The organism is Pseudomonas sp. p99-361, from assembly GCF_003935475.1.
In the GTDB taxonomy this organism is placed as follows: Bacteria; Pseudomonadota; Gammaproteobacteria; order Pseudomonadales; family Pseudomonadaceae; genus Aquipseudomonas; species Aquipseudomonas juntendi.
The window spans coordinates 1-25,835 of sequence record NZ_RHQO01000034.1 but is presented as its reverse complement, the minus strand read 5'-3'; the positions used below and the strand labels follow the sequence as shown (position 1 = coordinate 25,835).

The 25,835-nt window shown below is 63.9% G+C and carries 27 protein-coding genes and 1 pseudogene; 20 read left to right on the top strand and 8 right to left on the bottom strand.

Going from position 1 to position 25,835, the window contains the following annotated elements:
* Positions 1 to 131: 131 nt before the first annotated feature.
* The 4 genes from EGJ22_RS15980 to EGJ22_RS15965 are packed head-to-tail and all read left to right on the top strand — an operon-like array spanning position 132 to position 2,735.
* A complete protein-coding gene (locus EGJ22_RS15980) occupies positions 132 to 920 on the top strand; it encodes a ParA family protein (RefSeq protein WP_009681922.1) in 789 nt (262 codons plus the stop codon).
* On the top strand, positions 920 to 1,846 hold the full coding sequence (locus EGJ22_RS15975; protein WP_009681923.1) for a CheW domain-containing protein: 927 nt from the start codon (positions 920 to 922) through the stop codon (positions 1,844 to 1,846). The genes EGJ22_RS15980 and EGJ22_RS15975 overlap by 1 nt, the downstream gene beginning before the upstream one ends.
* Before the next feature lie 12 nt (positions 1,847 to 1,858).
* A complete protein-coding gene (locus EGJ22_RS15970; protein ID WP_003254393.1) occupies positions 1,859 to 2,338 on the top strand; it encodes a chemotaxis protein CheW in 480 nt (159 codons plus the stop codon).
* A 1-nt stretch (position 2,339) separates the two neighbouring features.
* Positions 2,340 to 2,735: a DUF2802 domain-containing protein gene (locus tag EGJ22_RS15965; protein WP_009681924.1), complete on the top strand. Its 396-nt coding sequence runs from the start codon at positions 2,340 to 2,342 to the stop codon at positions 2,733 to 2,735.
* A 44-nt stretch (positions 2,736 to 2,779) separates the two neighbouring features.
* Here EGJ22_RS15965 and EGJ22_RS15960 read toward each other — a convergent pair whose 3' ends face one another.
* From EGJ22_RS15960 to EGJ22_RS15945, 4 genes are all read right to left on the bottom strand, one after another.
* Positions 2,780 to 5,539 (bottom strand): dermonecrotic toxin domain-containing protein, encoded by a 2,760-nt coding sequence (locus EGJ22_RS15960; protein ID WP_009681925.1) that lies wholly within the window; start codon positions 5,537 to 5,539, stop codon positions 2,780 to 2,782.
* 90 nt (positions 5,540 to 5,629) lie between these two features.
* Positions 5,630 to 8,365 carry a dermonecrotic toxin domain-containing protein gene (locus EGJ22_RS15955; protein WP_009681926.1) on the bottom strand — a complete coding sequence of 912 codons (2,736 nt, stop codon included), beginning with the start codon at positions 8,363 to 8,365 and terminating at the stop codon, positions 5,630 to 5,632.
* Between the two features lie 60 nt (positions 8,366 to 8,425).
* Positions 8,426 to 8,779, bottom strand: coding sequence for an EscU/YscU/HrcU family type III secretion system export apparatus switch protein (locus EGJ22_RS15950; RefSeq protein ID WP_009681927.1), 354 nt, complete (start codon positions 8,777 to 8,779; stop codon positions 8,426 to 8,428).
* Positions 8,776 to 10,332 carry a flagellar hook-length control protein FliK gene (locus tag EGJ22_RS15945; RefSeq protein WP_029885660.1) on the bottom strand — a complete coding sequence of 519 codons (1,557 nt, stop codon included), beginning with the start codon at positions 10,330 to 10,332 and terminating at the stop codon, positions 8,776 to 8,778. Before EGJ22_RS15945 ends, EGJ22_RS15950 begins: the two co-directional genes overlap by 4 nt.
* Positions 10,333 to 10,515: 183 nt before the next feature.
* Between EGJ22_RS15945 and ccmA the strand changes: the two genes are divergently transcribed.
* The 13 genes from ccmA (at position 10,516) to EGJ22_RS15880 (ending at position 20,331) form a co-directional block, all read left to right on the top strand.
* Positions 10,516 to 11,148: a cytochrome c biogenesis heme-transporting ATPase CcmA gene (ccmA, locus tag EGJ22_RS15940; RefSeq protein ID WP_009681930.1), complete on the top strand. Its 633-nt coding sequence runs from the start codon at positions 10,516 to 10,518 to the stop codon at positions 11,146 to 11,148.
* The gene (gene ccmB, locus EGJ22_RS15935; protein WP_009681931.1) at positions 11,136 to 11,813 is read left to right on the top strand and encodes a heme exporter protein CcmB; all 678 of its coding nucleotides are present in this window, start codon (positions 11,136 to 11,138) and stop codon (positions 11,811 to 11,813) included. Before ccmA ends, ccmB begins: the two co-directional genes overlap by 13 nt.
* Before the next feature lie 46 nt (positions 11,814 to 11,859).
* On the top strand, positions 11,860 to 12,627 hold the full coding sequence (locus tag EGJ22_RS15930) for a heme ABC transporter permease (protein ID WP_009681932.1): 768 nt from the start codon (positions 11,860 to 11,862) through the stop codon (positions 12,625 to 12,627).
* On the top strand, positions 12,624 to 12,800 hold the full coding sequence (gene ccmD / locus EGJ22_RS15925) for a heme exporter protein CcmD (protein ID WP_009681933.1): 177 nt from the start codon (positions 12,624 to 12,626) through the stop codon (positions 12,798 to 12,800). The genes EGJ22_RS15930 and ccmD overlap by 4 nt, the downstream gene beginning before the upstream one ends.
* Positions 12,797 to 13,252 (top strand): cytochrome c maturation protein CcmE, encoded by a 456-nt coding sequence (ccmE, locus tag EGJ22_RS15920; protein WP_009681934.1) that lies wholly within the window; start codon positions 12,797 to 12,799, stop codon positions 13,250 to 13,252. The genes ccmD and ccmE overlap by 4 nt, the downstream gene beginning before the upstream one ends.
* An 11-nt stretch (positions 13,253 to 13,263) precedes the next feature.
* Positions 13,264 to 15,237, top strand: a complete 1,974-nt coding sequence (locus EGJ22_RS15915; RefSeq protein WP_172828403.1) for a heme lyase CcmF/NrfE family subunit — start codon at positions 13,264 to 13,266, stop codon at positions 15,235 to 15,237.
* Positions 15,234 to 15,770: a DsbE family thiol:disulfide interchange protein gene (locus EGJ22_RS15910; protein ID WP_009681936.1), complete on the top strand. Its 537-nt coding sequence runs from the start codon at positions 15,234 to 15,236 to the stop codon at positions 15,768 to 15,770. The genes EGJ22_RS15915 and EGJ22_RS15910 overlap by 4 nt, the downstream gene beginning before the upstream one ends.
* On the top strand, positions 15,767 to 16,243 hold the full coding sequence (locus EGJ22_RS15905) for a cytochrome c-type biogenesis protein (RefSeq protein ID WP_009681937.1): 477 nt from the start codon (positions 15,767 to 15,769) through the stop codon (positions 16,241 to 16,243). The genes EGJ22_RS15910 and EGJ22_RS15905 overlap by 4 nt, the downstream gene beginning before the upstream one ends.
* Positions 16,236 to 17,432: a c-type cytochrome biogenesis protein CcmI gene (ccmI, locus tag EGJ22_RS15900; RefSeq protein ID WP_029885662.1), complete on the top strand. Its 1,197-nt coding sequence runs from the start codon at positions 16,236 to 16,238 to the stop codon at positions 17,430 to 17,432. The genes EGJ22_RS15905 and ccmI overlap by 8 nt, the downstream gene beginning before the upstream one ends.
* Before the next feature lie 12 nt (positions 17,433 to 17,444).
* Complete coding sequence (locus EGJ22_RS15895) at positions 17,445 to 17,861, top strand: hypothetical protein (protein WP_009681940.1); 417 nt, start codon at positions 17,445 to 17,447, stop codon at positions 17,859 to 17,861.
* 121 nt (positions 17,862 to 17,982) lie between these two features.
* Positions 17,983 to 18,921: a 2-hydroxyacid dehydrogenase gene (locus tag EGJ22_RS15890; protein ID WP_009681941.1), complete on the top strand. Its 939-nt coding sequence runs from the start codon at positions 17,983 to 17,985 to the stop codon at positions 18,919 to 18,921.
* A 50-nt stretch (positions 18,922 to 18,971) separates the two neighbouring features.
* Complete coding sequence (locus tag EGJ22_RS15885) at positions 18,972 to 19,760, top strand: PhzF family phenazine biosynthesis protein (protein WP_009681942.1); 789 nt, start codon at positions 18,972 to 18,974, stop codon at positions 19,758 to 19,760.
* A gap of 163 nt (positions 19,761 to 19,923) precedes the next feature.
* Positions 19,924 to 20,331: a GFA family protein gene (locus tag EGJ22_RS15880; protein WP_029885663.1), complete on the top strand. Its 408-nt coding sequence runs from the start codon at positions 19,924 to 19,926 to the stop codon at positions 20,329 to 20,331.
* A 1-nt stretch (position 20,332) separates the two neighbouring features.
* Here EGJ22_RS15880 and EGJ22_RS15875 read toward each other — a convergent pair whose 3' ends face one another.
* The gene (locus tag EGJ22_RS15875; protein WP_009681944.1) at positions 20,333 to 20,569 is read right to left on the bottom strand and encodes a LysR family transcriptional regulator; all 237 of its coding nucleotides are present in this window, start codon (positions 20,567 to 20,569) and stop codon (positions 20,333 to 20,335) included.
* A 55-nt stretch (positions 20,570 to 20,624) separates the two neighbouring features.
* On the opposite strand from EGJ22_RS15875, the gene EGJ22_RS15870 reads away from it, so the two are divergent.
* Together EGJ22_RS15870 and EGJ22_RS15865 are read left to right on the top strand one after the other, a co-directional pair.
* Complete coding sequence (locus EGJ22_RS15870; RefSeq protein WP_009681945.1) at positions 20,625 to 20,963, top strand: FKBP-type peptidyl-prolyl cis-trans isomerase; 339 nt, start codon at positions 20,625 to 20,627, stop codon at positions 20,961 to 20,963.
* 108 nt (positions 20,964 to 21,071) lie between these two features.
* Positions 21,072 to 21,302 (top strand): annotated as a pseudogene (locus EGJ22_RS15865) (histidine phosphatase family protein); the annotation flags it as partial.
* 178 nt (positions 21,303 to 21,480) lie between these two features.
* Here the strand turns inward: EGJ22_RS15865 and EGJ22_RS15860 are convergent.
* The 3 genes from EGJ22_RS15860 to EGJ22_RS15850 all read right to left on the bottom strand — a co-directional run bounded on the left by EGJ22_RS15860 (position 21,481) and on the right by EGJ22_RS15850 (position 24,677).
* Positions 21,481 to 22,209, bottom strand: a complete 729-nt coding sequence (locus EGJ22_RS15860; RefSeq protein WP_009681947.1) for an aspartate/glutamate racemase family protein — start codon at positions 22,207 to 22,209, stop codon at positions 21,481 to 21,483.
* Positions 22,210 to 22,225: 16 nt separating this feature from the next.
* Positions 22,226 to 23,758, bottom strand: coding sequence for an NCS1 family nucleobase:cation symporter-1 (locus EGJ22_RS15855; RefSeq protein WP_009681948.1), 1,533 nt, complete (start codon positions 23,756 to 23,758; stop codon positions 22,226 to 22,228).
* Positions 23,759 to 24,227: 469 nt separating this feature from the next.
* On the bottom strand, positions 24,228 to 24,677 hold the full coding sequence (locus EGJ22_RS15850; protein ID WP_009681949.1) for an Lrp/AsnC family transcriptional regulator: 450 nt from the start codon (positions 24,675 to 24,677) through the stop codon (positions 24,228 to 24,230).
* A gap of 133 nt (positions 24,678 to 24,810) precedes the next feature.
* Here EGJ22_RS15850 and EGJ22_RS15845 point away from each other — a divergent pair, with 133 nt between their 5' ends.
* Entirely contained in the window at positions 24,811 to 25,710 is a 900-nt protein-coding gene (locus tag EGJ22_RS15845) for a DMT family transporter (RefSeq protein WP_009681950.1), read from the top strand.
* Positions 25,711 to 25,835 lie beyond the last annotated feature (125 nt).

The following is a 25,835-nucleotide window of genomic DNA, read 5'->3' as shown; positions in this document are numbered from 1 at the left end:
CCCCTCTGGCAGCGGGCGAGCCCGCGAAGCAGGCGACGCGGTGATTGTCACCGGCTTCGTCGGTGTTCGCGGGCTCGCCCGCTGCCACATCGATCGCACGCGCTTTCAAATCAATACATAGAGTTTGCTTGATGAGAGTCTGGGCAGTAGCCAATCAAAAAGGTGGCGTCGGCAAGACCACCACGACCATCGCTTTGGCCGGCCTGCTGGCCGAGGCCGGCAAGCGCGTGGTCGTCGTCGACCTGGACCCGCACGGTTCGATGACCAGTTACTTCGGCCACAACCCTGATGCCCTTGAGCACAGTTGCTACGACCTGTTCCTGCACAAAGGCAGCGTGCCTGAGGGCTTGCCGGGGCAACTGCTGCTGCCCACCAGCGACGAGCGGATTTCGCTGTTGCCGTCGAGCACCGCGCTGGCCGTACTGGAGCGCCAGTCGCCGGGGCAGAATGGCCTGGGCCTGGTGATCGCCAAGAGTCTGGCGCAGTTGTGGCAGGATTTCGACTTTGCCTTGATCGACAGCCCACCCTTGCTCGGCGTGCTGATGGTCAATGCCCTGGCCGCCAGCCAGCAGTTAGTGATCCCGGTGCAAACCGAGTTTCTTGCGGTGAAGGGGCTTGAGCGCATGGTCGCGACCCTGGCCATGGTCAACCGGTCACGCAAGCAGGCGCTGCCGTACCAGATCGTGCCGACGCTGTTCGACCGCCGCACCCAGGCCTCGCTGGGCACCCTCAAGCTGCTGCGTGACACCTACGGCCAGCATGTATGGCAGGGCTACATCCCGGTCGATACGCGCCTGCGCGACGCCAGCCGCAAGGGCGTGACGCCCTCGCAGTTCGACGCCAAGAGCCGTGGGCTGGTCGCCTACCGGGCACTGCTCAAGCACCTGTTGACCTACAAACCCGCAGCGCAGGTGGCCTGATGACCCAGACCCGGTACACCGGCACCCGGCCACAGATGGCCTTGCAATCGTATCTGGATGGCCTGCTGCAGGAGGCCACCGAAGACGAGGCGCTGTTGCAGCCCCCCGTAGAGCCCGCTGCAGCCGATGAGTTCGCTGAAGCCGTGCGCGAGGAACAGGCCCGCGATGCCCGCCAGCCGCAACCTGCCGAACCGCTCGTGGCCGTTGCCCGCCCTGCGCCTCGGCCTTTCGCCGAACCCCGCCTGGCGGTGTTGCCCAGCGTGATGCCGGTAGACCCGCCGGTGGTGACGGTGGTGGAGCAGGAGGTGGTGGCCGAGGCGGCCATTCCAGTGCTGGGCGAAGCGCCTGCGCTGGAACCGGCGCTGCCACTGGTCGACGTGCACCTGCCAGCGCCGCCCGTGCCACCGGCCACTGTCGACGGCCGCCCGGCCTGGGCCGCCGAACCCTTCGAATGCCTGTTGTTCGATGTCGCCGGCCTGACCCTGGCCGTACCACTGGTGTGCCTGGGCTCGATCTACACCCTGGCCGGCCAGGAGCTGACACCGCTGTTCGGTCAGCCCGAATGGTTCCTTGGCATCCTCACCTGCCAGGCGGGCAACCTCAAGGTCCTGGATACGGCGCGCTGGGTGATGCCCGACCGCTACCGCGACGATTTCCGCCAGGGCCTGCAGTACGTGATTTCGGTGCAGGGCTACGAATGGGGGCTGGCCGTGCACCAGGTCAGCCGTTCGTTGCGCCTGGACCCGTCGGAAATCAAGTGGCGCAGCCAGCGTGGCCAGCGCCCGTGGTTGGCCGGCACGGTTATTGAACACATGTGTGCATTGCTCGACGTTGCCGCGCTGGCCGAGCTGATCGCCAGCGGCGCGGTCAAGCAGCTGCACGACAAACAAATGACACCGAACACAACCGCCAGAAAGCGGATTTAGAGGGCTAGGGGAATGAAAAAGTCGTCTGCACAAGGTTCTGAAGATCCAATCCTGCAGTGGGTAACCTTCCGGCTGGACAACGAGTCCTACGGCATCAACGTGATGCAGGTGCAGGAAGTGCTGCGTTACACCGAGATCGCGCCGGTGCCGGGTGCGCCCAGCTATGTGCTGGGCATCATCAACCTGCGAGGCAACGTGGTAACGGTGATCGATACCCGCCAGCGCTTTGGCCTGATGCCGACCGAAGTCACCGACAACACCCGTATCGTCATCATCGAGGCCGACAAGCAAGTGGTCGGTATCCTGGTCGACAGCGTGGCCGAGGTGGTCTACCTGCGCCAGTCGGAAATCGAAACCGCGCCGAACGTGGGTAACGAGGAGTCGGCCAAGTTCATCCAGGGCGTGTGCAACAAGAACGGCGAGCTGCTGATCCTGGTCGAACTGGACAAGATGATGACTGAGGAAGAGTGGTCCGAGCTGGAGAACATCTGAGTTGATCTTCGAGGTTGCGGTAATCTTTCTGGCGTTGCTGTGGGCCTTGAGCCTCTGGTTCTTCCTCAACTACAGCAAGCGCCAGCGCGAAGTGGCCGCGCAGCAGGCTGTGGGCGATGCCTTGCGCGACCAGCGCATCAAGGACCTCGCCAAACGCCTGGATGACTACCAGAACGTCACGGTGCGCATGGGGGACGCGCTGCACGAGCTGAACGTGGCGGTTGCCCCCTTGCCGGACCGGATCCAGCAACTGGAGCAACGCGACCCTCATAACGTGACGTTCTCCCAGGCAGCCAAGCTGGTCGGCATGGGCGCCAGCATCGCCGAGCTGACCGAGAGTTGCGGCCTGACCCAGGCCGAGGCAGAGCTGATGAGCAAGCTGCACCGTAGCGACTGAGCCTGGCGGGCCGCTTCAAGGCCCGCTCAGGCCTGCGCCCAGGCTCAGGTCTGGACCCAGGAGTGATTGCCGCCGACAGTGGCGATGCGGTTGAGCGGCAATTGCTGGTGCACGGCCTCCCTCAACGCGCTGGTGTTGATGAAGGTGGCGGTATTGATGCGCGGGATGTTGTACAGGTTGACCATCTGGCGCAAGGTTGCGAGGTTGGGCAATTGCTGGTCGATCACGTCGCTGAGCAGGCGCGGGCCGGTCAGGTAGCTCAGGCGGCTGGCATAACGGTAGAAGTTCGAGGGGTCTTCGGCCAGGCTGGGCCTGTGGTCATAGAAGTCCGAATGCAGGCGGAAGCGTGCGTGCATTTCCTCGCTGATCGCCTCCAGGGTCGGGTTGCCAGGGTGGCTACCGATCTGGCTGGTGTTATACAGGCAGTTCATGCTCAGTTTCTCGTTGGCCATCGGCGGCGCCAGCAGCAAGCCATCTGCCGGGATGCACAGCGCTACGTCTTGAATCGCTTCGGTGGGCGTTGCCGGTGGTTCCCCCACCTGGGGTTGCCCGGCCTTGCCTGGCACCCGTAGCGTGTCGTCGACGTCCATGTACAGCCCCCCTTCATGGTGTAGCAGCGGGTAGCGCAGCACATCGCTTGCCGACGCATAGTTGGTGGCCACGCCACCATTGCCGTCCAGGGCCGCGTCGTACTGGGCATAGTACTTGGTCTGCTGGAATGCCCTGAAGAACGCTTGCTCTTCCAGGGGTAGCACCTGCAGCCCCGGCGCCTGTTCGGCCAGCAGACGCAGGTTTTCTTCGTGAGCGCCAGGGTTGGCCGTGGACAGGAACAGGCGCAGGCTGTAATCACTGTTTTCCAGCGCCGCGACATTGTGGGCAAGGTTGCTCAGCAAGGCCGGGCGCAAGGTCTTGTCACCTACCCAGAGGCAGGAAATCCGCTTGGGGATGGGCAAGCTGTTGGCGGGGGCGCGTGGGATTTCACCCGGCAGCACCAGGTCGATACCCAGCGCGCGCAGGGTGGCGGTGCGCATCGCATCGGTGACTACGCGCTCGCGGGGCTCGGGTACCAGGCCGCGAGCATCAGGGCTTGCCACGTAGCCAACGGGCTCAACGTCGTTGATGTCCTCGTCCAGGATGAAGGCATCCCGTTCAAGGTCATACACCACCTCCTTGATGTAGTCGTCGATCACCGATTCCAGGGTGTCCGGCATGCCGTTGTACCTCGGCCTGCGGATCACGGCGTCGGCGGTGAGCGGGTCGGCCTGCGGCAGCGGCGGGATCGGTTCGCAGATATGGAAGTAGGGCGCACCTTCGGGCGCCGGGGCTAGCAATACGGGGGGGCGCACCGGGCTCATTGGGTAACCGATCTGGTCGTTGAGCCGAATCGGCGGCACGAAGCCATCGCTTTTGAACGCGAACAGTGCCGAGGCTTTGGCCGCCCCAGTCAACAGCAATGGCACAGCATTGAACAGCCCCCAGGTGATGTTGGCGACACCGTCCTGCCGTGCCTGCAGGGTCTTGCCATTGATCGCCTCATCCAAGCCAAGGCCCAACTGCGCAATGCCGCCGAGCGCCAACACCGGTGCCAGGCCGGGCACCACCAGGCACAGCGGTGCCAGCAAGTTGAGGGTGGTGAGCAGGTAGCCCCGCCACTTGGCTTTGCTGACCTGGCTGTCGCTGGTGATGATGAAGTCGGCGTCATCGAAGCTGCGTTGGCGTTGGCGCTCGGCCAGCGCCTGGAACAAGTCGCCGGTGATCCTCGGGTTGTAGCGGCTCGGCCGGTAGTTGACATAGGTGCGCGGCGGCCAGATACCGTCGTTGTTGAACATGCCGTGCTCCGGTGGCAAGGCGTGGCGCCGGGGATATTCGGCCAGTCCATCGAGTGCGGTATCCAACCCGCTGAAATCCACGCCCTGCGGCCTGTCGGCCAGGCGGAAATGCTGTTTCAGGGCTTCACGCTTGAGCGGGTCTTTGCATTGCTCGCCAATCCAGTCTTTCAGCGTGTTTTCACTGGCGAACTCCAGCAAGGGTGAACTGTTGCCAGGTATGTAGAGCACTGTCAGGTCCGTGCCTGGGTTGCACAGGTACAGCAGGTCGGTGGCGGCGTAGCCATAGATGCTCAGGGTGCTCATGCGCAGCTTGTCGACCCGCGGCATCAAATCGGCCGCTTGCCACAGCAGTTTACGTGCCGCTTCGCTGAGGCTGCCTTCGCTGACCTGCTTGTTGCAGGCGGCAATGAAATTGAGCTTGCAAGCCAGGCGGTGGGCGCCCATGTGGTCGCGCCAGTAGGTGTGCAGGGTATTCTTGAAGGGTGCCTGGAAGTCCAGGTTCTCGATGAACTGCTGGAAGCTTTCGGCGGCTATCGGCACATGGGTGGTGGCGTCGTAGCGCGCTGGTTCGGTGCGGTGGAACAGCCCGTTGAACACCGAAAACTCGGCGCCATAGTGGTTGAAACCCCGGGCGGGCAGGGCGTTGACGATCCGCACCGGGCTTTCTGGCAGGGTGCCAGCCCAGGGCGCACGGAACAAGGCGCCGAACAGGTCGTTATTGCTTTCGCCCTGCCAGTTGCTGAGCACGGCCTGGGTCAGGCTGACGCATTGCCTGACCTCTGCCAGGCTGCCGCCCTTGTGGTCGGAACGGTAGTGCAGGGTCACCACATCGACCCGGTCGGGGTCGAGGTCGTGGCCCTGCTCGGCGAACCATTGCCTGACGGCCTGACTGGCCTGCCGATCGGGCCGAGGGACATGGTTCAGATGATCGCGGACATAGTGCACGCCAGTGGCGTTGATCCCGGTAGTGCGCATCGTGGTTACCTTGCGTGAGTGGGTGCTGCAAGGTTGCTGGATCACGCTGCACGCCAGTGGTAGATAACTACATACGCCCGCTATCACCCTTCAGTTCTGTTCCCAGCTATGTGCCCGGCCGGCCTCGAAGAAACGGTCGAGCGGCACATGCTCACGGATCAGCCGGGTCAACTGGCTGGTGTCCAGGGCGCCGTGAATGTCGTAGATGGGGGAAACCAGCAGCCTGCACATTTCGCGCAACTGCCGTAGCCAGGGCAGGCGCGCGTCGATCACGTCATTGAGTACACCCGGCCCGCTCAAGCGGCTGAGGCGGCGGGCATAAGCGTTGAAGGCCACAGGGTTGAAGACCCGGTCGGGCCGTTCGGTGTAGAACGTCGGGTCTTGCTGGAAGCGTTGCAGGATCGCCTCGGAAATGGCGTCCAGGGTGGGATTGCCCGGGTGGCTGCCGATCATGCTGCTGTTGTACTGAATGTAGAAACCCAGTTGGTCATTACAGACCGGGGGGTACAAAAGCAAGCCATCGGCGGTCGTGCGCAAGGTCTGGCTGGCCAGCGGTGGGTTGCCTGGCCCCGAAGCGGCGTTGAGCAGCCGGTCGTCGGCATCCAGATAGAACCCACCGATCTGCTTGAGCATGCGGTAGCGCAGGATGTCGCTGGCCGAGCTGAAATTGGTGATGCCTGGGTTGGTGATCCCCAGCGCCGCCTGGTACTGGGCGAAATAGGGCGAACTGGCGAACGCCTGGTAGAACGGTTGATCCTCGAGCGGCAGGACGCTCATGTGGAGTGTTCTGCTCCTGAGCAGCGTGAGGTTGGCGCTATAGGCCCTCGGGCTCTGCCGCGAAAGGAACAGTTGGTACTGGTACCCAGTGTCTTCCAGGGCTTCGGCATTGTGCACCAGCGCCTCCAGGAAAACCGGGGAAATGGCCTTGTCACCCACCCATAGACTGGAAACGATGCGCGGAATTGGCGTGCGCTCCAGGGTGTCGAAGTGCGTGTAGTCCATGGGTAGATCCAGCTGGATACCTAGCTGCCGTAGGGTGCCCATGCGCTGTGCGTCGGTGACGACCCGCTGGGCGTCGGCAATCCGCACCAGAGCTGCTGATCCGCCGCTGTCGATTACCCAGCGCTCAGGTGTGGGTTGCCTGTATTCAGAGAGCTTGATGAAACTGTCGGTGTGCAGGTCATACACCACGGGTTGCGTCTTGATGCCCTGGGGCGCCTGGAATGTACCCTCGAAGTAGTGGCCCAGATTATCCCCCACGCGGGTCACCACTACACTTTGCGAGCCTGTCGTAATCCGCACCGTGTCACGGAACGCCGCTTGTGCCGGTACCAGCTGCAACGCATCCGTTGGCACGCTTACATTGGCCGCTTCGCCCAGCACATCCGCCAACTGGGTCGGCTGTAGCAAACCTGGCAAACGGTAGTGGAACGCCTGGCTGGCGCGGGCAATGCCGATGGGCAAGGGCAAGGCATTGAACAGGCCGAAGACCTGGTTTTCGACCCCCTCGGCCTTTTCGTCCAGCGAGTGGCCGTTGATCACCTGGTCCATGCCCAGGCTGAATTGTGCCACGCCGCCCAGCACCATCACCGGCAGAAGCTCGGGTACCACCACGCATAAAGGCGCCAGCAGGCACTGGGCAACGTTCAGGTAGCTGCCCCAGTGCGTTTTGTTGACCTGGCGGTTGGTGATGACGCGGTAATCCAGGTCATCGTAGCTGCGCTGTTTCTGGCGATCGGCCAAGTGGTCGAACAGGTTACCGTCGATAGGCAAGCTGTGGGTGGGCGATCCGAATTCGATCGTCTCTTCAGGGTCCCATATGCCACTGGTGGCAAAGCCAGGTTGATCGTCGGGCAGGCGATGCGCCGCGGGATAGCAGCCCAGCCCTTTCAAGGCCGTGACGAGGCCGCTGAATTCCAGCCCGTCCGCCCAGTCCGCGGGCGAGAAGCATTGCTGCAGCCACTCGCGGCGGGTTGGGTCTTTGCATTGCTCGGCAAACCAGTGCTTGAGCGCAGACAGGTCCGGGAACTCGTGCAGGGGCGACGCGTTGCCCGGCAAATAAAGGACGACGGTGCTGCTGTCGTCGGCCTTTATGTAGATGATCGATGTACTGTGATAACCGTACACATTCAGCAGGCGGGTGGTTATCGCCCGCGTGTCCAGGGGCAACAGGCCGCCGGCCTGCCAGGCCAGGCGCCAGGCAGGGACACTCAGGCTACCCTCACTGACTTGGTTGTTGCAGGCGGTGATGAAGGCAATTTCCAGTGCGCGTGCGTAGTCTGTCCGGCTCTGCTGCCAATAGCTGTCCAGTTGCGCCTTCAGCCGTTCGTGCAGGTGCAAACCCCATACATAGTCCTGGAAGACTTCGGCGCGGATGGGCAGCAGTGTCGCCGGGCTGAGCTCCTTTTTCGGGGTACGCCGATACAGGCCGTTGAAGATCAGGTAAGACATCGCGTTGGAAAGCAGGGGGGGTGGCCGCATACGGTCGACAAATGTCACCGCGTGCAGCGGCGCCATACCCGCCCAATCGCCAAAGTGGAATCCGCCACTGCCTGTACAGGGTTCCCCTTGCCAGTTGGCCAGCAGGGCGTCGGTCAGGCTGACGCGTTGAATCACCTTGGCCTGGGGGGGGAGCCAGGGCTGGCCTTCTTCGCGCTCTGGGTCCTGGTAGTGGAACGTGACGACGTCGATATCCGCGGGGGACAGGAGCACACCGCGTTGCGCTAGCCAATCGCGCAAAAGCTTGTCGGCCAATGTGTCCGGGCGCGGCATCTGGGCCAGCGCACTGTGCAACAGGCGCTGCTTCATGGGTTGTGGGAAGTTCATCATTGGGTGTCCGTGGCTATCGGGCGTTGCAGGGTAGCCAGCGGGCACACCGGTCAAGTGCTAATTAATGCTGTCATCCCCTGGCAGCACGTTCATCGGCGAAGGCGCAGGGGTAATGTCGCGCTCGCCCGGCGGTTCGTCGTCGAAGCCCACGGGCACCTTGCCACGCAGTTGCCAGGCAAAGGCGATGATTTCGGCGATGGTCAGGTACAGCGCCTCGGGGATCTGCTCGCCCAGTTCCAGGCGCGCCAGCAAGCGTACGAGTTCGGCGTTTTCATAGATCGGAACCTCGTGCTCGCGGGCCAGGGCCAGTATGGCCTCGGCTATGCTGTCGTCACCTTTGGCCGTCAGGCTCGGCGCCTGCTGGCCATCGTAGCTCAAGGCAATGGCCTGGCGGGGTTGTCGGTCGTTCATGCGTTTTCGTCCACCCAGCGTTGTTCTACTCGGGTACGGGGCCCTTGCGGCGGGATGCCCGCGCGGCATTCGAGGTCGCCGACCTCCACGCCGCGGGCATGCAAGCGTTCGCGCAGGCTGCCCAGCTGGCTGTCGATCAGGCGCGCCGTCGGCTCGCGCTCGGCCCACAGCTGGCCCGACAGCTGTCCTTGATTCAACTGGGCCTGGACCTGCATGGGGCCCAGCGGGGGCAGGTCGAAAGCCAGGTCGATACGCCAAAGGGCTCGCAGCGAGTCTGCTGCTTCATGTTCACGATCGGCCTGCTGGCGCGGCGTTTCTTCGCGCTGCAGTTTGACCTGCAAGGGAATGAACTCTTGGCCGTGGCGAATCGGCACTTCGGTTTGCCACGTGGTCTGCAGGTTGCCGTTTTCCAGTGTGCCGCTTTGTTGCAGGCTGCTCATGGCGTGGCTCTGCAGGCGGGAAATGGCCGCTGCGGCCAAGCGCAGCAGCTGTTGCAGGTCGCCTTCGTCTTCCAGCGCATTCAGCAACCGCGACGGCAGCGGGAATGCCCCGGGCTGTGGCTTGGGGCTGACCCGTTCGAGCAGGCCCAGGGCTCCGCGTGCCACGGCGGGCATGGTCACGGCCAGGCTGTCCGGAGCCAGGCTTGGCGTGCCGGGCGGCAGGTTCGGTGCCTGCGCCACCAGCCGCAGCAGGTGGGCCTTGAGGTCGGTGGCGACAGCGGCTGGGTAGCCCCCCAGCAATTTTGCTTCAAGGAAGGCGCCGCTGTTGCTCAGGGCTTGTGCCACGCCTTTGGCGTCCGCCAGTTGCCGTACGTCCGGCAGGCCGGCCAGCAGGCGTTCGGCGCTGGCGCGCAGGTCGCCAGGGGCGTCGGCGTTGCGGGTGAGCTGCTGCAGCGCGTCGAGCAGGCCGGGCAGCGAGGCCTGGCGGTTCTGTTGGGTCATTAGCTGCTGAGCGATGCTCAGTTGGTCCTGCCTGCCGCTCAGTGGTACGAAGCGCAGTGACTGATCACCTTGCACCAGCGCGCTGAGCAGGCTGCCAACCGCCAGCGGGCGCGGGCTGTCGACGCTCAGGGTGGCGCCGGCCTGGGCGCTGTTGAGCAAACTGATCAGTGCCCGATAGACCGGCGCCTGCCCAGGCGCCTGGGCCAATGCCTGGTTGGTCAGGACCTTGCCTTGCAGGAGCGTGCCGACAGGCACCTCGCGGGTATCCAGGCGGGTCAGGGTGGCGACCTGGCTGGCAGTGGCCTGCTGCAATAAAATGGCCAGGCGATTGCCTTCGGTCTGGCTGACGGTAACCTGGCTACCTGGGGCCAGGGGTTGGCCGGCGCTGGCCTGCAGCTGGGTCTGTGCGCCGTTGGCCTGGACCAGCCGCAGGAGCAGCTGGAACTCCTGGCCGCTCTGGCGCAACGCCAGCACTTGGGCTTGCGCGGTTTCGCCGGGCGCCAGCAAACCAGGCTGGGGCTGGACCAGGCGCAGGACCTCGCCGGTCATGGCCGCCTTGGTGGCTTGGTTGCCAAGCGCAGTTTGTGCGCCGAGACTATTGATTTCAGTCATGATTGTATACAACCTGTCGGACCCGGCCTCTTGGCAGCGCAGCGGCGCGTGCAATAATGCCGACCGCCCGTGGTTGCCAGTATAACGGCAGCGCACCGGGCGACTTGAGACACGGGCTTCAGGTTGGCTCGCCTGCCAACCAGGCAACACCGACCTGAGGCCCTCTACACATAAGGCGAAACCGTGACCTTCCACCTCCAAGCCGCAGGCCTGGCCTGCGAGCGCGACTGGCGCCTGCTGTTCGAGCAACTCGATTTCGAGCTGGGCGCGGGCGACATGCTGCAGATCAGTGGGCCCAACGGCAGTGGCAAGACCAGCCTGCTGCGCCTGTTGGCCGGGCTGATGCAGCCAACGGCCGGGCAGATCCTGCTGGGGGGCAAGCCGTTGGCTGAGCAGCGTCATGCCATGGCCAGCCTCCTGCTATGGATTGGCCATGCCGCCGGCATCAAGGACCTGCTGACCGCCGAGGAAAACCTCACCTGGCTGTGCGCCCTGCATCAACCGGCCAGCCGCGAGGCTATCTGGGCGGCGCTGGCGGCGGTGGGCCTGCGCGGGTTCGAAGACGTGCCTTGCCACACCCTGTCGGCCGGCCAGCAGCGCCGCGTGGCCCTGGCCCGCTTGCACCTGGCCGGGCCGCCGCTGTGGATTCTCGATGAGCCGTTCACCGCCCTCGACAAGCAAGGCGTGGCGCAACTGGAAGCACACCTGGCGGCGCACTGCGAGCAGGGCGGCACCGTCGTGCTGACCACCCACCATACGCTGACGCGCAAGCCAGGCGGTTACCGTGAACTGAACCTGGGGCAATGGGCGGCATGAGCGTATTCATCCTGTTGCTGCGCCGTGAAGCGCGCCTGTTGTTCCGGCGCCCGGCCGAATTGGCCAACCCGCTGGTGTTCTTCGCCATCGTCGTGGCCCTGTTCCCGCTGGCGGTTGGCCCCGAGAGCCAATTGTTGCAAACCTTGTCGCCGGGCCTGGTGTGGGTGGCCGCGTTGCTGGCGGTGCTGCTGTCGCTGGACGGCCTGTTCCGCAGTGATTTCGAGGACGGCTCGCTGGAGCAGTGGGTGCTGTCGCCGCACCCGCTGGCGCTGCTGGTGCTGGCCAAGGTGCTGGCGCACTGGATCTTTTCCGGGCTGGCGCTGGTATTGTTGGCGCCGCTGCTGGCCTTGATGCTCGGCTTGCCCGGCCACTGCCTGCCGGTGCTGCTTGCTTCACTGCTGCTGGGTACGCCAGTGCTGAGCTTGCTGGGTGCTGTAGGCGCGGCGCTGACCGTTGGCCTCAAGCGCGGTGGTTTGTTACTGGCGTTGCTGATTTTGCCGTTGTATATCCCTGTATTGATCCTGGGCAGTGGTGCGTTGCAAGCGGCGTTGCAGAATATGCCGGCAACCGGCCATTTGCTCTGGCTCGCCAGCCTCACCGCCCTGGCCGTGACCCTGGCACCCTTTGCGATAGCGGCCGGGCTGAAGATCAGCGTCGGCGAATAACGAGTCCCGGGCTCTCAAGCCCGGCAAATACCCTGGATGTACCCTGATGAAAATAAGCTGGACGTGGTTCCACAAGCTGGGCTCCCCGAAATGGTTCTATGCCATCAGCGGCCGCATGCTGCCATGGCTGGCCACTGCCGCCGTGCTTCTGCTGCTGGTCGGCATCACCTGGGGCCTGGCCTTCGCCCCCCAGGACTACCAGCAAGGCAACAGCTTCCGCATCATCTATATCCACGTGCCGGCGGCGATGCTGGCGCAGTCCTGCTATGTGCTGCTGGCCGTGGCCGGGGTGGTGGGGCTGGTGTGGAAGATGAAGCTGGCCGATGTCGCCCTGCAATGTGCCGCCCCGATCGGCGCCTGGATGACCGCGATGGCGCTGGTCACCGGTGCCATCTGGGGCAAGCCGACCTGGGGCAGTTGGTGGGTGTGGGATGCCCGACTTACGTCCATGCTTATCCTGCTGTTCCTGTACTTCGGCATTATTGCGCTGGGCCAGGCGATCAGTAATCGTGACAGCGCAGCCAAAGCCTGTGCGGTGCTGGCGATCGTCGGCGTGGTGAACATCCCGATCATCAAGTACTCGGTGGAGTGGTGGAACACGCTGCATCAGGGCGCCACCTTCACCCTCACCGAAAAACCGGCGATGCCGGCAGAAATGTGGCTGCCGCTGCTGTGCACGGCGCTGGGTTTCTACTGCTTCTTCGGCGCTGTGCTGCTGCTGCGCATGCGCCTGGAAGTGCTAAAGCGCGAGGCGCGCGCCAGTTGGGTCAAGGACGAAGTCTTGAACAGCCTTGGGCGGAGGGCCGCACCATGAGCTTTGCCACCTTCGGCGAATTCCTTGCCATGGGCCACCACGGCCTGTACGTGTGGTCGGCCTATGGCATCTGCCTGGTGGTGCTGGCGCTGAATGTCGCCGCGCCGCTGCTGGCTCGCCGTCGCTACCTGCAAGAAGAGGCGCGCCGTTTGCGCCGGGAGAACAACCAGTGAATCCGCAGCGCAAGAAACGCCTGTTGCTCATCGCCGGCCTGTTGGTCGGCGTCGGGGTTGCCGTCGGCTTTGCCTTGAGCGCACTGCAGCAGAACATCAACCTGTTCTATACCCCCACTCAAATTGCCAATGGCGAAGCGCCGCTGGACACCCGTATCCGCGCGGGCGGCATGGTCGAGAAAGGCTCGGTGCAACGCTCGTCCGACTCGCTGGACGTACGCTTCGTGGTCACCGATTTCAACAAATCGGTGCCGATCACCTACCGCGGCATTCTGCCCGACCTGTTCCGCGAAGGGCAGGGCATCGTCGCCCTGGGCAAGCTCAATGACCAGGGCGTGGTGGTAGCCGATGAAGTGCTGGCCAAGCATGACGAGAAATACATGCCGCCCGAGGTTACCAAGGCCCTCAAGGAAAGCGGCCAGGCAGCCGCTGGCGGGGGGAGCAAGCCATGAACGCCGCACTGGTGATACCTGAACTGGGCCAGCTGGCGATGATCCTGGCCATCTGCTTTGCAGCCGTGCAGGCCAGCGTGCCGCTGCTTGGCGCCTGGCGCGGCGACAGTCTGTGGATGAGCCTGGCACGGCCTGCGGCCTGGGGGCAGTTCGCGTTCCTTGCGTTCGCCTTCGCCTGCCTGACCCACGCCTTCATGACCGACAACTTTTCGGTGGCCTACGTGGCCAGCAACTCCAACAGCGCCTTGCCGTGGTACTATAAGTTCAGCGCCGTGTGGGGCGCCCACGAAGGCTCTTTGTTGTTGTGGGCGCTGATTCTCGGTGGCTGGACCTTTGCCGTGTCGGTGTTCTCGCGGCAGTTGCCGCAGGTGATGCTGGCCCGCGTGCTGGCAGTGATGGGCATGATCAGCGTAGGTTTCCTGAGCTTTCTGATCATCACCTCCAACCCGTTCCAGCGTATGCTGCCGCAGGTGCCGACCGACGGCCGCGACCTCAACCCGCTGCTGCAGGACTTCGGCCTGATCGTGCACCCGCCCATGCTGTACATGGGCTACGTGGGCTTCTCGGTGGCCTTTGCCTTCGCCATCGCCGCCTTGCTCGGTGGCCGCCTGGATGCCGCCTGGGCGCGCTGGTCGCGGCCATGGACCATCGTCGCCTGGGCGTTTCTGGGGGTGGGCATTACCTTGGGCTCATGGTGGGCCTACTATGAACTGGGCTGGGGTGGCTGGTGGTTCTGGGACCCGGTGGAAAACGCCTCGTTCATGCCCTGGCTGGTGGGCACTGCGCTGATCCACTCGCTGGCGGTGACCGAAAAGCGCGGGGTGTTCAAGAGCTGGACCGTGCTCCTGGCGATTGCCGCGTTCTCGCTGAGCCTGCTGGGCACCTTCCTGGTGCGTTCCGGCGTGCTGACCTCGGTGCACGCGTTTGCCGCAGACCCGTCGCGGGGCATTTTCATTCTGATCTTCCTACTGTTCGTGGTCGGGGGGTCGCTGACCTTGTTCGCCCTGCGCGCGCCGGTAGTCAAAAGCCAGGTGGGCTTTGCCCTGTGGTCGCGGGAAACACTGCTGCTGGCCAACAACCTGGTGCTGGTGGTGGCGGCATCCATGATCCTGCTCGGCACCCTTTACCCCCTGGTGCTCGATGCCCTTACCGGGGCCAAGTTGTCGGTGGGCCCACCGTATTTCAATGCGTTGTTCCTGCCGTTGATGGCGCTGCTGATGGTGGTGTTGAGCATTGGCGTGGTGGTGCGCTGGAAGGACACCCCGGGCAAATGGCTGGTGAGCATGATGAGCCCGGTGCTGGTGGGCAGCGCCATCCTTGCACCGCTGGCCGGCCTGATCGTCGATGACTTCGACTGGCCGACGCTGACTGCCTTCGCCCTGGCTGCCTGGGTGGTGCTCGGCGGGCTGCGTGACATCCTCGACAAGACGCGCCACAAGGGGCTGGTCAAGGGCCTGCCGGGGCTGGGCCGCAGTTACTGGGGCATGCAGCTGGCGCACCTGGGCCTGGCGGTGTGCGCGCTGGGCGTGGTGTTGTCGAGCAACAACAGCGCCGAACGCGACCTGCGCATGGCGCCGGGCGAGAGCGTCGAGTTGGGTGGCTACCACTTCCTGTTCGAAGGTGCCAAGCACTTCGAAGGGCCCAACTTCATCTCCGACAAAGGCACGATCGTGGTCAGCCGCGATGGCCGGGCTGTGACCACCCTGCACCCGGAAAAACGCCTGTACACCGTGCAGCAGTCGATGATGACCGAAGCCGGCATCGATGCCGGCTTCACCCGCGACCTGTACGTGGCCCTCGGCGAGCCGCTGGAGAACGGCGCCTGGGCGGTGCGCGTGCATATCAAGCCTTATGTCCGCTGGATCTGGCTGGGCGGTCTGTTGACTGGCCTGGGCGGGTTGCTGGCGGCCCTCGACCGGCGCTACCGCGTCAAGGTCAAGACCCGGGTGCGTGAAGCCCTGGGCGTGTCTGGAGCAGCTGCATGAAGCGTTGGATCATGGTAGTGCCCCTGGCAGTGTTCCTGCTGGTGGCGGTGTTTCTCTACAAGGGCCTGTTCCTCAAGCCAGACGAGCTGCCCTCGGCAATGATCGGCAAAGCGTTCCCGGCGTTTTCCCTGGCCTCGACCCAGGGCGACCGTACCCTGACCGAGGCTGACCTGCACGGCCGCCCGGCACTGGTCAACGTGTGGGCCACCTGGTGCCCGTCGTGCAAGGTGGAGCACCCGTACCTGAACCAGCTGGCGCAGCAGGGCGTGGTGATTCACGGGGTCAACTACAAGGACGACAACGCCGCAGCGCGCAAATGGCTGGCCGATTTCCACAACCCCTACCAGCTGGACATCCGTGACGAGCAGGGCAGCCTGGGCCTGGACCTGGGGGTGTACGGCGCGCCGGAAACATTCCTGATCGATGCCAAGGGCATCATCCGCTACAAGCATGTGGGCATCGTCGATGCCACGGTGTGGCGTGAGCAACTGGCGCCGCTGTACCAGGGCCTGGTCGACGAGGCCAAACCATGAGGCGTTGGCTGGCAGCGGTGCTGCTGGGCATGAGCCTGGCCAGCGTGGCCAAGGCGGCCATCGATACCTACCAGTTCCGCGACGAGGCAGAGCGCCAGCGTTACCAGGCGTTGACCAAGGAACTGCGCTGCCCGAAGTGCCAGAACCAGGACATTGCCGACTCCAACGCCCCCATCGCTGCCGACCTGCGCCGGGAGATCTTCCGCATGCTGGGCGAGGGCAAGAGCAACCAGCAGATCGTGGACTTCATGGTCGACCGCTATGGCGATTTCGTGCGCTACAAGCCGGCGCTCAGTGGTCGCACCTGGCTGCTGTGGTTCGGCCCAGGGCTGCTGCTGGCGGGCGGGTTCGTGGTGTTGGCGCTGATCGTGCGCCGGCGCCGTGGCAGTGCCACGCCAGGCACCGAGGCATTGTCTGCTGAAGAACGCGAGCGTCTCGCCAAACTGCTGGAAAAAGAACCGACCCATGATTGAATTCTGGCTTAGCGCGGGCCTGTTGTTGCTCGCTGCCCTCAGCTTCCTGCTGATTCCGATCCTGCGTGGCCGTCGTCGCCAACAGGAAGAAGACCGTACCGCCCTGAACGTGGCCCTGTATCAGGAGCGGGTCGCCGAACTGGCTGCGCAGCAGGCTGCCGGGGTACTGGACGCAGCGCAGTTGGCCCAGGGCCGCGACGAAGCCGCCCGTGAGCTGCTGGCCGACACCGAGGGCGCTGACGCCCCGCGCCAAGGCCACCTGGGCAAGGCACTCCCCCTGCTGGCCGCGGTGTTGGTGCCGGTGCTGGCGTTGGGGTTGTACCTGCATTTCGGCGCAGCCGACAAGGTGGCCCTGACCCAGGAGTTTGCCCAGGCGCCGAAGTCGATGGAGGAAATGACCACGCGCCTGGAGCGTGTGGTACAAGCCCAGCCAGACTCGGCCGAAGCCGTGTACTTCCTCGGCCGTGCCTACATGGCCGAGCAGCGCCCGGCAGATGCTGCGCGTACTTTTGAACGTGCCGTGGCCCTGGCCGGGCGTCAGCCAGAGCTGCTGGGGCAGTGGGCGCAAGCCCTGTATTTTGCTGCTGACAAACAGTGGAGCCCACAGCTGCAGGCCCTCACCGACGAAGCCTTGAAGGGCGACCCCAACGAAGTTACCAGCCTGGGGCTGCGCGGTATCGCCGCTTTCGAAGGCGAGCGTTACCAGCAAGCCATCGATTACTGGCAGCGTTTGCTGGCGCAGTTGCCCGAGGGCGATGCATCGCGCGCGGCATTGCAAGGCGGCATCGACCGCGCTGCCGAGCGCCTGGGCAGCTCGCCGGCGCGGGCGAACGAACCCTCGCCGGTCGCGGCGCGCCTGAAGGTGCGGGTGGAACTGGCGGCGGCGTTGCGGGACAAGGTCAAGCCGGACGACACGGTGTTCATCTTCGCCCGCGCCAGCAATGGCCCACCGATGCCGTTGGCGGCCAAGCGGGTGACAGTGGCGCAGCTGCCGATCGAGGTGGAGTTGTCTGATGCGGACGCGATGATGCCGCAGATGAAACTGTCCGACTTTGCCGAAGTCCAACTGATGGCACGTGTGTCGCGTGCTGGCCAGCCGACCCAAGGTGAGTGGATCGGCCAAGGTGCACCCCTGTCCAGCGCGACCCAGGCTACCCAACACCTGACCATCGACAGCCCCGATCCGTAAGAGAGCAATGCCATGCACAGCGCCGTCCGCCTGACCCTGATTACCCTGGCCCTGGGTTTGTCTGCGTGTACGACGCAGCAGCCCTACGAGCACCCCGAGCCGCCGATAGAGCGGGTGCCGCCCCAGGGGCCGATGGTCAAGCCATTGCCCGGCGGCCAGCCTTCTACCCAGCCAGGCAAGCCGGCGGCCATTCCCAAGCCGATGCCGCGCACCTCGGCCAGCTTCGCGCCACCGCCGGGTGGTGCTAGCCACTGGGATCCGAAACTGGGCGTCTATGTGCTGGATAAACAACCCAACACGTTCTACCGGCAGCGGACCTACTACCGCTTCGACAACGGTTGGAGCTGGTCGCTGAGCCCGAATGGCCCTTGGCAGGAAACCGACAGCAGCGGGGTGCCAGGTGGGTTGGGGCGTGCATTCGCGCAGTAGCGAGCTTGCCAGGCCCCACGCACTGCCAGGGGTGCCCGTACAGTACAGTTCGACCGATAATTAGCGATTGACTGTACTGTAGCGTAAGTCCGCATAATGCCCCTTCGTGAACGGAGGCGGCATGCATAAGACAGTCCTGGTACTCGTGGAAACCGTCGATGATTACCTGCCCTTGCTGGAGCAGGCCGGTTACCGCCTTATTCGTGCCCCGTCACCCCAACAGCGGGCTGATGCCATCCGGCGCCACGCCAATCAAATCGACGCCGTGCTCACCCGCGGCCCATTGGGCCTGACCGCTGTCGAAATCGATGCACTGCCCAACCTGCAGATCATCTGCGTCATCGGTGCCGGCTATGAACAAGTCGACCTAGCCGCCGCCGCCGCACGCGGCATTACCGTCACCAACGGCGCCGGGGCCAATGCTGCTGCCGTTGCCGACCACACCCTGGCCCTGCTGCTGGCTCTGCTGCGCGACATCCCCCGCGGCGATGCCAGCACTCGCCGCGGCGAGTGGAACCGGGTGATCAGCCCTTCGGTAAGCGGTAAGCGCCTGGGCATTCTCGGCCTTGGCGCCGTAGGCCTGGCCATCGCCAAACGCGCCCACCTCGGCTTCGACATGCCCGTCAGCTACCACAGCCGCACCCCGCGCCAGGGTGTGCCCTACACCTGGTATGACAGCCCACAACACCTGGCCGATGCCGTGGATATCCTGGTCGTGGCCACCCCCGGTGGTGCCAATACCCGGCATCTGGTCGATGCCCGGGTGCTGGAGGCGCTGGGCGCCGAAGGTTATCTGGTGAATATCGCCCGGGCCAGCGTGGTCGACACCCAGGCCCTGGTTGCCGCACTGCAACGTGGCCAACTGGCCGGCGCCGCGCTGGATGTGTTCGACGACGAACCGGCTGTGCCCGATGCATTGAAAGCCTTGGCCAACACCGTGCTAACGCCCCATGTAGCCGGACAGTCACCCGAGGCGGCGCGCGATACGGTGACCCTGGTGCTGCGCAACCTGCAGGCGTTCTTTGCCGGTGAGCCGGTATTGACGCCGGTACGCCCGTAACCCTATTCAGACATCTGCCTGGCAGCGCCCAGGCAACAAGGAGCGTGTGCATGCAACTCGAAATCTTCCAGGTCGATGCCTTTTCCGCTGAGCCGTTCGGCGGCAACCCGGCAGCTGTGATTCCCTTGCAAAGCTGGCTGCCGGACGATGTACTGCAACGCATTGCCGAAGAGAACAACCTGTCGGAAACCGCCTACTTCGTGCGCAATGGCGAAACCTACGACCTACGTTGGTTCACCCCGGCCGTGGAAGTCGATCTGTGCGGCCACGCCACCTTGGCCTCGGCCTATGTACTGTTCGAGCAACTGGGCGAGCAGGCGCAGGCGCTGCGTTTCAATACCCGCAGTGGCGAACTGCGCGTCAGCCGCGGTGCGGACGGCCTGTTGGCCATGGACTTCCCGGCCAAGCAGCCACTCGCCGAAGACATGCCGCAGGGCCTGCTGCAAGCGCTGGGCCTGAGCCAGGCGCAGGCGCTGTATCGCAGTGACGACTATGTGGTGGTGATCGATGACGCATTGCTGCTCGATACCCTGAAGCCAGACTTCGTTGCACTGTCGGCCTTCGATGTGCGCGGCATTGCCGTGACTGCAGCAGGGCGTGGTTTTGATTTTGTCACCCGCTGGTTCGGCCCCAACGTGGGTGTGAACGAAGACCCGGTGACGGGTTCGGCGCATACCTCGCTCGCGCCATTGTGGGCCGAGCGGCTGGGCAAGCAAGTGCTGGCGTGCGAGCAGGGCGGGGCGCGCAAAGGGCAGTTGCTGTGTGAAGTACCGGGTAATGGCCGGGTGATCATCAGCGGGCGGGCGGCGTTGTACCTGCGCGGAACTGTCTATATTTAACAGGCTGACACCGTCTGCCTGTAGGAGCGGCCTTGTGTCGCGATCGGGCCGCAACGCGGCCCCTCGATTTTCGCGTTGATGCGTCAATCCGGGGGCTGCTTTGCAGCCCATCGCGACACAAGGCCGCTCCTACATGGCCCAACCCCTGTTCAAGGAGCCAGCCATGGCCCTGGAAAAACACGGCACCTGCCTGTGCGGCGCCACCCGGCTTATCATCACCGTCGACGATACCCACATCACCGCCTGCCATTGCAGCATGTGCCGCAAGTGGACCGGTGGCCCGCTGCTCGTGGTTGATTGCAGCAAGCCCCCGCTGATCGAGGGGCGGGCGCCCAGCGTTTATGACTCCTCCGACTGGGCACAGCGTGCTTTTTGCGGCCAGTGCGGCACGCACTTGTACTACCGGCTCAAGGCCAACGACTTCCATGCCATACCGGTCGGCCTGCTCGATGGCGACCAGGACTGGGATTTCAACATGCAGATTTTCGTCGAAGAGAAACCCGCCTGGTACTGCTTCGCCAACCAGACCAGGGAACTGACCGGCCAGGAAGTCTTCGAGCAGAACAGCTAATTCAGGCCTGCGCCGACAGCCACTCGGCAAACACCTGGGCGGCGGGCGAGGGCAGGGTCTGGCGGTCATGCACCAAGTAGTCGGCCTGGCCGGTGCGGACCTCGAAATCGCACACCTGGCGGATCAGGCCGCTGTTGATACGGTCACGGGCCATGGACTTCCAGCCAAGGCCCGTGCTGGTGGTGGGCGGTGTGCTGTGGTCGATGCGCCAGCACGAAACACCACGCGCGCTTGCCAAACCGGTGCATTCCTGAGAAAAGGGCGGCTTTGTTTTCAAGCGTTGGAGTATGCCCGTGAGCCAAGAACTGCAAATCATCGAACTGGTCGAGGGGGACGGCAAAGCCGCCGTCAAAGGCGCCCTGATCACTACCCAGTACACCGGCTGGCTGGCCGATGGCAGTGAGTTCGATTCGTCCTGGTCGCGCGGCAAGCCGTTCCAGTGCGTGATCGGCACCGGCCGGGTGATCAAAGGCTGGGACCTGGGCCTGATGGGCATGCGCGTGGGCGGCAAACGCAAGCTGCTGGTACCGGCGCACCTGGGCTATGGCGAGCGCAGTGTGGGGGCGATTCCGCCGAATTCGGCCCTGACCTTCGAGATAGAGTTGCTGGAAGTGCTGACGCGGGATGATTGAGCGGCCGTTTTGCAACGCCCAGGATGGCATTCACTACTGATGGCGTCCCGCAATTGCCGGGGCGATGTGGCGGGTAACCCGATTTCTCTGCCACACGAGCCTGCCTTGATGAAGTTGCCAACATTCTTCCGCCGTCGCCGTCACCTGCTACTGAGCCTGGTGCTTACAGCTGTCGCCGTGCCGCTGGCGCTGGAGGCTGTCGAAAGCCGCGCGCAACCGGTGGATGGCACCCAAACGCTGGTGTTCCTGCGCCATGCCGAGAAACCCGGCGAGGGCTTAGGCCAGTTGAACTGCCAGGGCCTCAACCGTGCGCTGGACCTGGCCACGCTGCTGCCCGACATGAGGGTTTTAGTCCTTGGCTGTGGCAGTGCAGCGATTGGCCCGGGTGATGTGTTGGCCTGTGCCGGCCTCTTCGCGGGCACGCCCGCTCCCACAAGATAACCACAAGCCTGAAGGCTGTGGGGGCCCTGTGGGAGCGGGCGTGCCCGCGAAGAGGCCGGTACTGGCAACTTAAGGACTAGCGGCCGAACCGCATCGGCCAACCCACCACCTTCTTCACCCGCGGCGTGGCATAGGTGCGCACCTTGGAGGTACTCAACCCCATGCGCACCAGCGCTTCGGCAATGGTCACCGCCGCACTCACGCCATCCACCACCGGCACCCCGGTACGCTGGCGGATCTGCTCGTCCAGCCCGGCCATGCCGCCACAACCCAGGCAAATCACCTCGGCCTTGTCTTCGCGTACGGCGCGTTCGGCCTGCTCCACAATCGCCTGCACAGCACGCTGTGGGTCGGCTTCCAGCTCCAGTACCGCCAGCCCGCTGGCCCGCACCGAGGCGCAGCGGTCATACAGGCCAGAAAGCTTCAGGCGGTCTTCGATCAGCGGTACGGTCCGGTCCAGGGTCGTTACCACCGAATAGGCATGGCCCAGGTACATTGCCGTGCTGGCAGCGGCATCGGTGATGTCTACCACCGGCACATTCAGCAGCTCCTGCAGGCCTTCGCGGCCGTGTTCGCCATAACCGGCCTGGATCACGGCGTCGTAGGGGCCCTCGTAGGCCAGTACCCGGTCCATCACCGCTATGGCTGCCAGGTAGCTTTCAAAGTTGCCTTCCACCGATTCGGCGCCGAACCAGGGGGTGAGGCCGACGATCTCGGTGCCGGGCGCGGCTACCGTACGGGCCTGTTCGGCGATGGCCTCGGTGATGGCTGCGGTGGTGTTGACGTTGGCGATCAGAATACGCATGGGCAGTCTTCCCTGATTAATGGCTGCTGTGGTCGACGGCGATGCACTCGCCGCTGACATCGTGGTACTGGCGGTTGCGCGGCGCGATCAGCAGGTAGAGTGCGGCGGCGATGCCGGCCCCTATCAGCCAGGAAAACGGCGCCACACTGTGGAAATTGGGCACCAGGGCCAGCACGATGGCCAGCAGTGCAGCCGGCAGGAACGCGGCCACGGCGCGCAGGTTGATGCCTTTGCTGTAGTGGTAGGCGCCGGCGGGGTCTTCGCTATACAGCTGCGGCACGTTGATGCAGCCTTTGCGCAGCAGCCAGTAGTCGGACATGATCACCCCGTACAGCGGGCCGAGCAGGGCGCCCAGCCCCGACAGGAAGTACACGATCACCAGCGGGCTGTTGTACAGGTTCCACGGCAGGATCAGCACCGCCACGGTGGCGCTGATCAGCCCGGCACGGCGGAAGTTCAAGTGGCGCGGCGCCAGGTTGCTGAGCACGAAGGCCGGGGCGACGAAGTTGGCCATGATATTGACCGCCACAGTGACGATCAGGAACGCGAGGCAGCCCAGTACCAGGAAGGGGGTGCTGGGAATGGCGGCGACGATTTGCGTGGGGCTGTCGATGACCTGCCCGTTGATCTGGAATTGCGCACCGCAAAGCACCACGGTGATCACCGCGAACACCAGGATGTTCACCGGCAGCCCCCAGAAATTGCCGACGCGGATGGTCTTGCGGCATGGCGAGGAACGGGCGAAGTCGCAGAAGTTCAGTACCAGGGTGCCGTAGATCGCCAGCCAAAGGGCGCCGCCGGCGAAGATGTTGCGCCACATCTCGTAGCCGGTCAGGGGCTCGGCCACCGACCAGGCGATACGCGCGTCAGCCTGGGCGTACATGAACACCGCCAGCGCTGCCACGGTCAGCAAAATCACCGGGCCAGCGAAGCCTTCGTAGCGGCGTACCATTTCCATGCCGTAGGCAAGAATCACCAGCTGCACCAGCCAGATCGCCACGAAACACACCCAGCCCAGGCTCGACAGGCCAAGAATGCTGTCGTGGTCGTAGGCGGCCATGTGCGGCCATACGGCGGTAAGCAGTACCCGCAGCACGACCGAGGCCAGGTAAGTCTGAATGCCGAACCAGGCGATGGCGATGATCGCCCGGATCAGCGCCGGAAGCTGTGCACCATGGATACCGAAGGCGATGCGGCTGATGACCGGGAACGGCACCCCGGTTTTTTGCCCCATGTAACCGGACAAGTTCATGAAGAAGTACACCAGCGCGGCGCCAATGGCCAACGACAACAGAATTTGCCAGCCACCGAGGCCGAGGGCGAACAAGCCCATGGCGAATGAATAGTTGGCAATGTTGTGCACATCGTTGGTCCACAACGCGAAGATGCTATAGCCACCCCAACGCCGGCCTTCGCTTCGCGTGGGGGCAAGGTCGCGGTTATGCAGGCGTGGGCTCAGGGCCAGTTCGGGATGCTGGCCGGCAAGGGTGGAATTGGGGTGGGTGCTGACGACGGATTGTTCAGGGGCAAGATCGAGGCTGCTACTCATTCCGGCGGGCTCCTGATGCACATGGACTGCGATGAGCGGGCATGCGCACGGGCTCGCCATCTCGTCGATGCAGCGTTGGCATCACAGGGTTGTAGGCGCGGCGGCCGGTAATGGGTCGGCGCCGCAAGTTATTGTGTATTTATGTTTTGTTTAAGTTGTATACAAAACATAAGCACACAAAAGCCATTTCTGTGCCAGATAGAATCCAGTTCTTGATCGTGTTTTTTTCAGGATTGAGTCAGGTGTGGGATAACTAGCTGAAATACAGGCGTTATAAATTGACCATTTGAACAAGTTTATTTTTTGGTTTGCAGGATAACTTGATCAAATGGTCAAAATTAGTTGTTGTGGGGGTGTAACGTATTGGGGCGCCGCTTGGAGAACTGCACACAAAAATGGCACTTAAGGTGACATTCTTGTGTACAAATAATAGTCAGCCGTTCCCTTTCCCTGCTGGCCGGCCCCTCAGTCAGGGTTGTACTGGCCCCATCGGCGGCAACCGCCGTTTGACCGGGCTCTTCTTGATGATTGCGGTGTTGGTCTCGGCCAACACATTGATGCGGTCCAGCAGGGTGTCCAGCTGCTCCATCGAGCGCACATGCAGCCTGGCGATGAAGCAGTCCTCGCCGGTGACCTTGTCGCACTCGGTGAATTCGGGGATGGCAATGATCTGCCGCTCGACTTCCTGCAATTGCCCGGGCAGTGGGCGGATACGCACGATGGCTTGCAACTGGTAGCCGAAGGCACGTGGGTCGACATTGACCGTGTACCCGCGCAACACGCCACGTTCCTCCAGCCGGCGCAAACGCTCGCCGACGCTGGGGGCAGACAGCCCACTTACCTGCGCCAGGGCCTTGAGCGAGCGGCGCGAGTCCTCCATCAGCGCGTTGATCAACAGTTGGTCGATGGCGTCGGTCATGTGTACCTCAAAGGGTAGGTTGCGGAATTTGCCTTGATAGTAAAGGCAAAATTATGGGTTTGCCTTGCTAATCGGCTGGAAGGTTGCACGGGGCCCTCTGCATACTGTTGCCATCGACGAGAGGAGGTGTGGGATGGACAATTCATTGCGCCGGGGGTCGCTGGAAATGGTAGCGGCCATGCTGATTTCCGGGACCATCGGCTGGTTCGTGCTGGCGTCCGGCCTGCCGGTACTGGAGGTGGTGTTCTGGCGCTGCGTGTTCGGTGCCGTGACCTTGCTGGTCATCTGTGCCGCGTTCGGCTTTCTGCGCCCCGGTGTGATCAGCCGCCCGGCGCTGCTGCTGGCGATAGCCAGCGGCGTGGCCATCGTCGGCAACTGGTTGCTGTTGTTTGCCTCGTATTCGCGGGCGTCGATTGCCATCGGTACCGCGGTGTACAACGTGCAGCCGTTCATGCTGGTGGGCTTGGCGGCGTTGTTTCTGGGTGAAAAAATCACCTTGGCCAAGCTGAGCTGGCTGAGCGTGGCGTTCCTCGGCATGCTGGCCATCGTCAGTGCCCATGGCGCCGCGCAGGGGGGTGGCGAGGACTACCTGCTGGGCATTGCCCTGGCGCTGGGCGCGGCGCTGCTGTACGCCATCGCGGCATTGATCATCAAGCGGCTCAGCGGTACGCCGCCGCATCTGATCGCGTTGGTCCAGGTGAGCACCGGCGTGGTGTTGCTGGCACCCTGGGCCAAGCTGGGCGGCCTGCCGGGTGAAATGCCGGCGCTGGCCAGTTTGCTGACGTTGGGGGTTGTGCACACCGGCCTGATGTACGTGTTGCTGTACAGCGCCATCCAGCGCTTGCCCACGGCGTTGACCGGGGCGTTGTCATTCATCTACCCCATTGCGGCGATCCTGGTCGACTGGGTGGCCTTCGACCACCGCTTGACGCCGCTGCAATGGCTGGGGGTGGCGTTGATCCTGCTGGCGGCGGCAGGGATGCAGCAGGGATGGTGGTTCAGACCCAAGTCGTTGGTCATCAAGGGCCATTGAGGCCACTTCGCGCCCTATCGCAGGCAAGCCAGCTCCCACAGGGATCGTCTTAGGGCTGACAGGTGTTTGCCACAAGGTATGGCAGCGCCTGTTGGAGCGAGCGCCGCCCGCGCGGCGCAATCGCG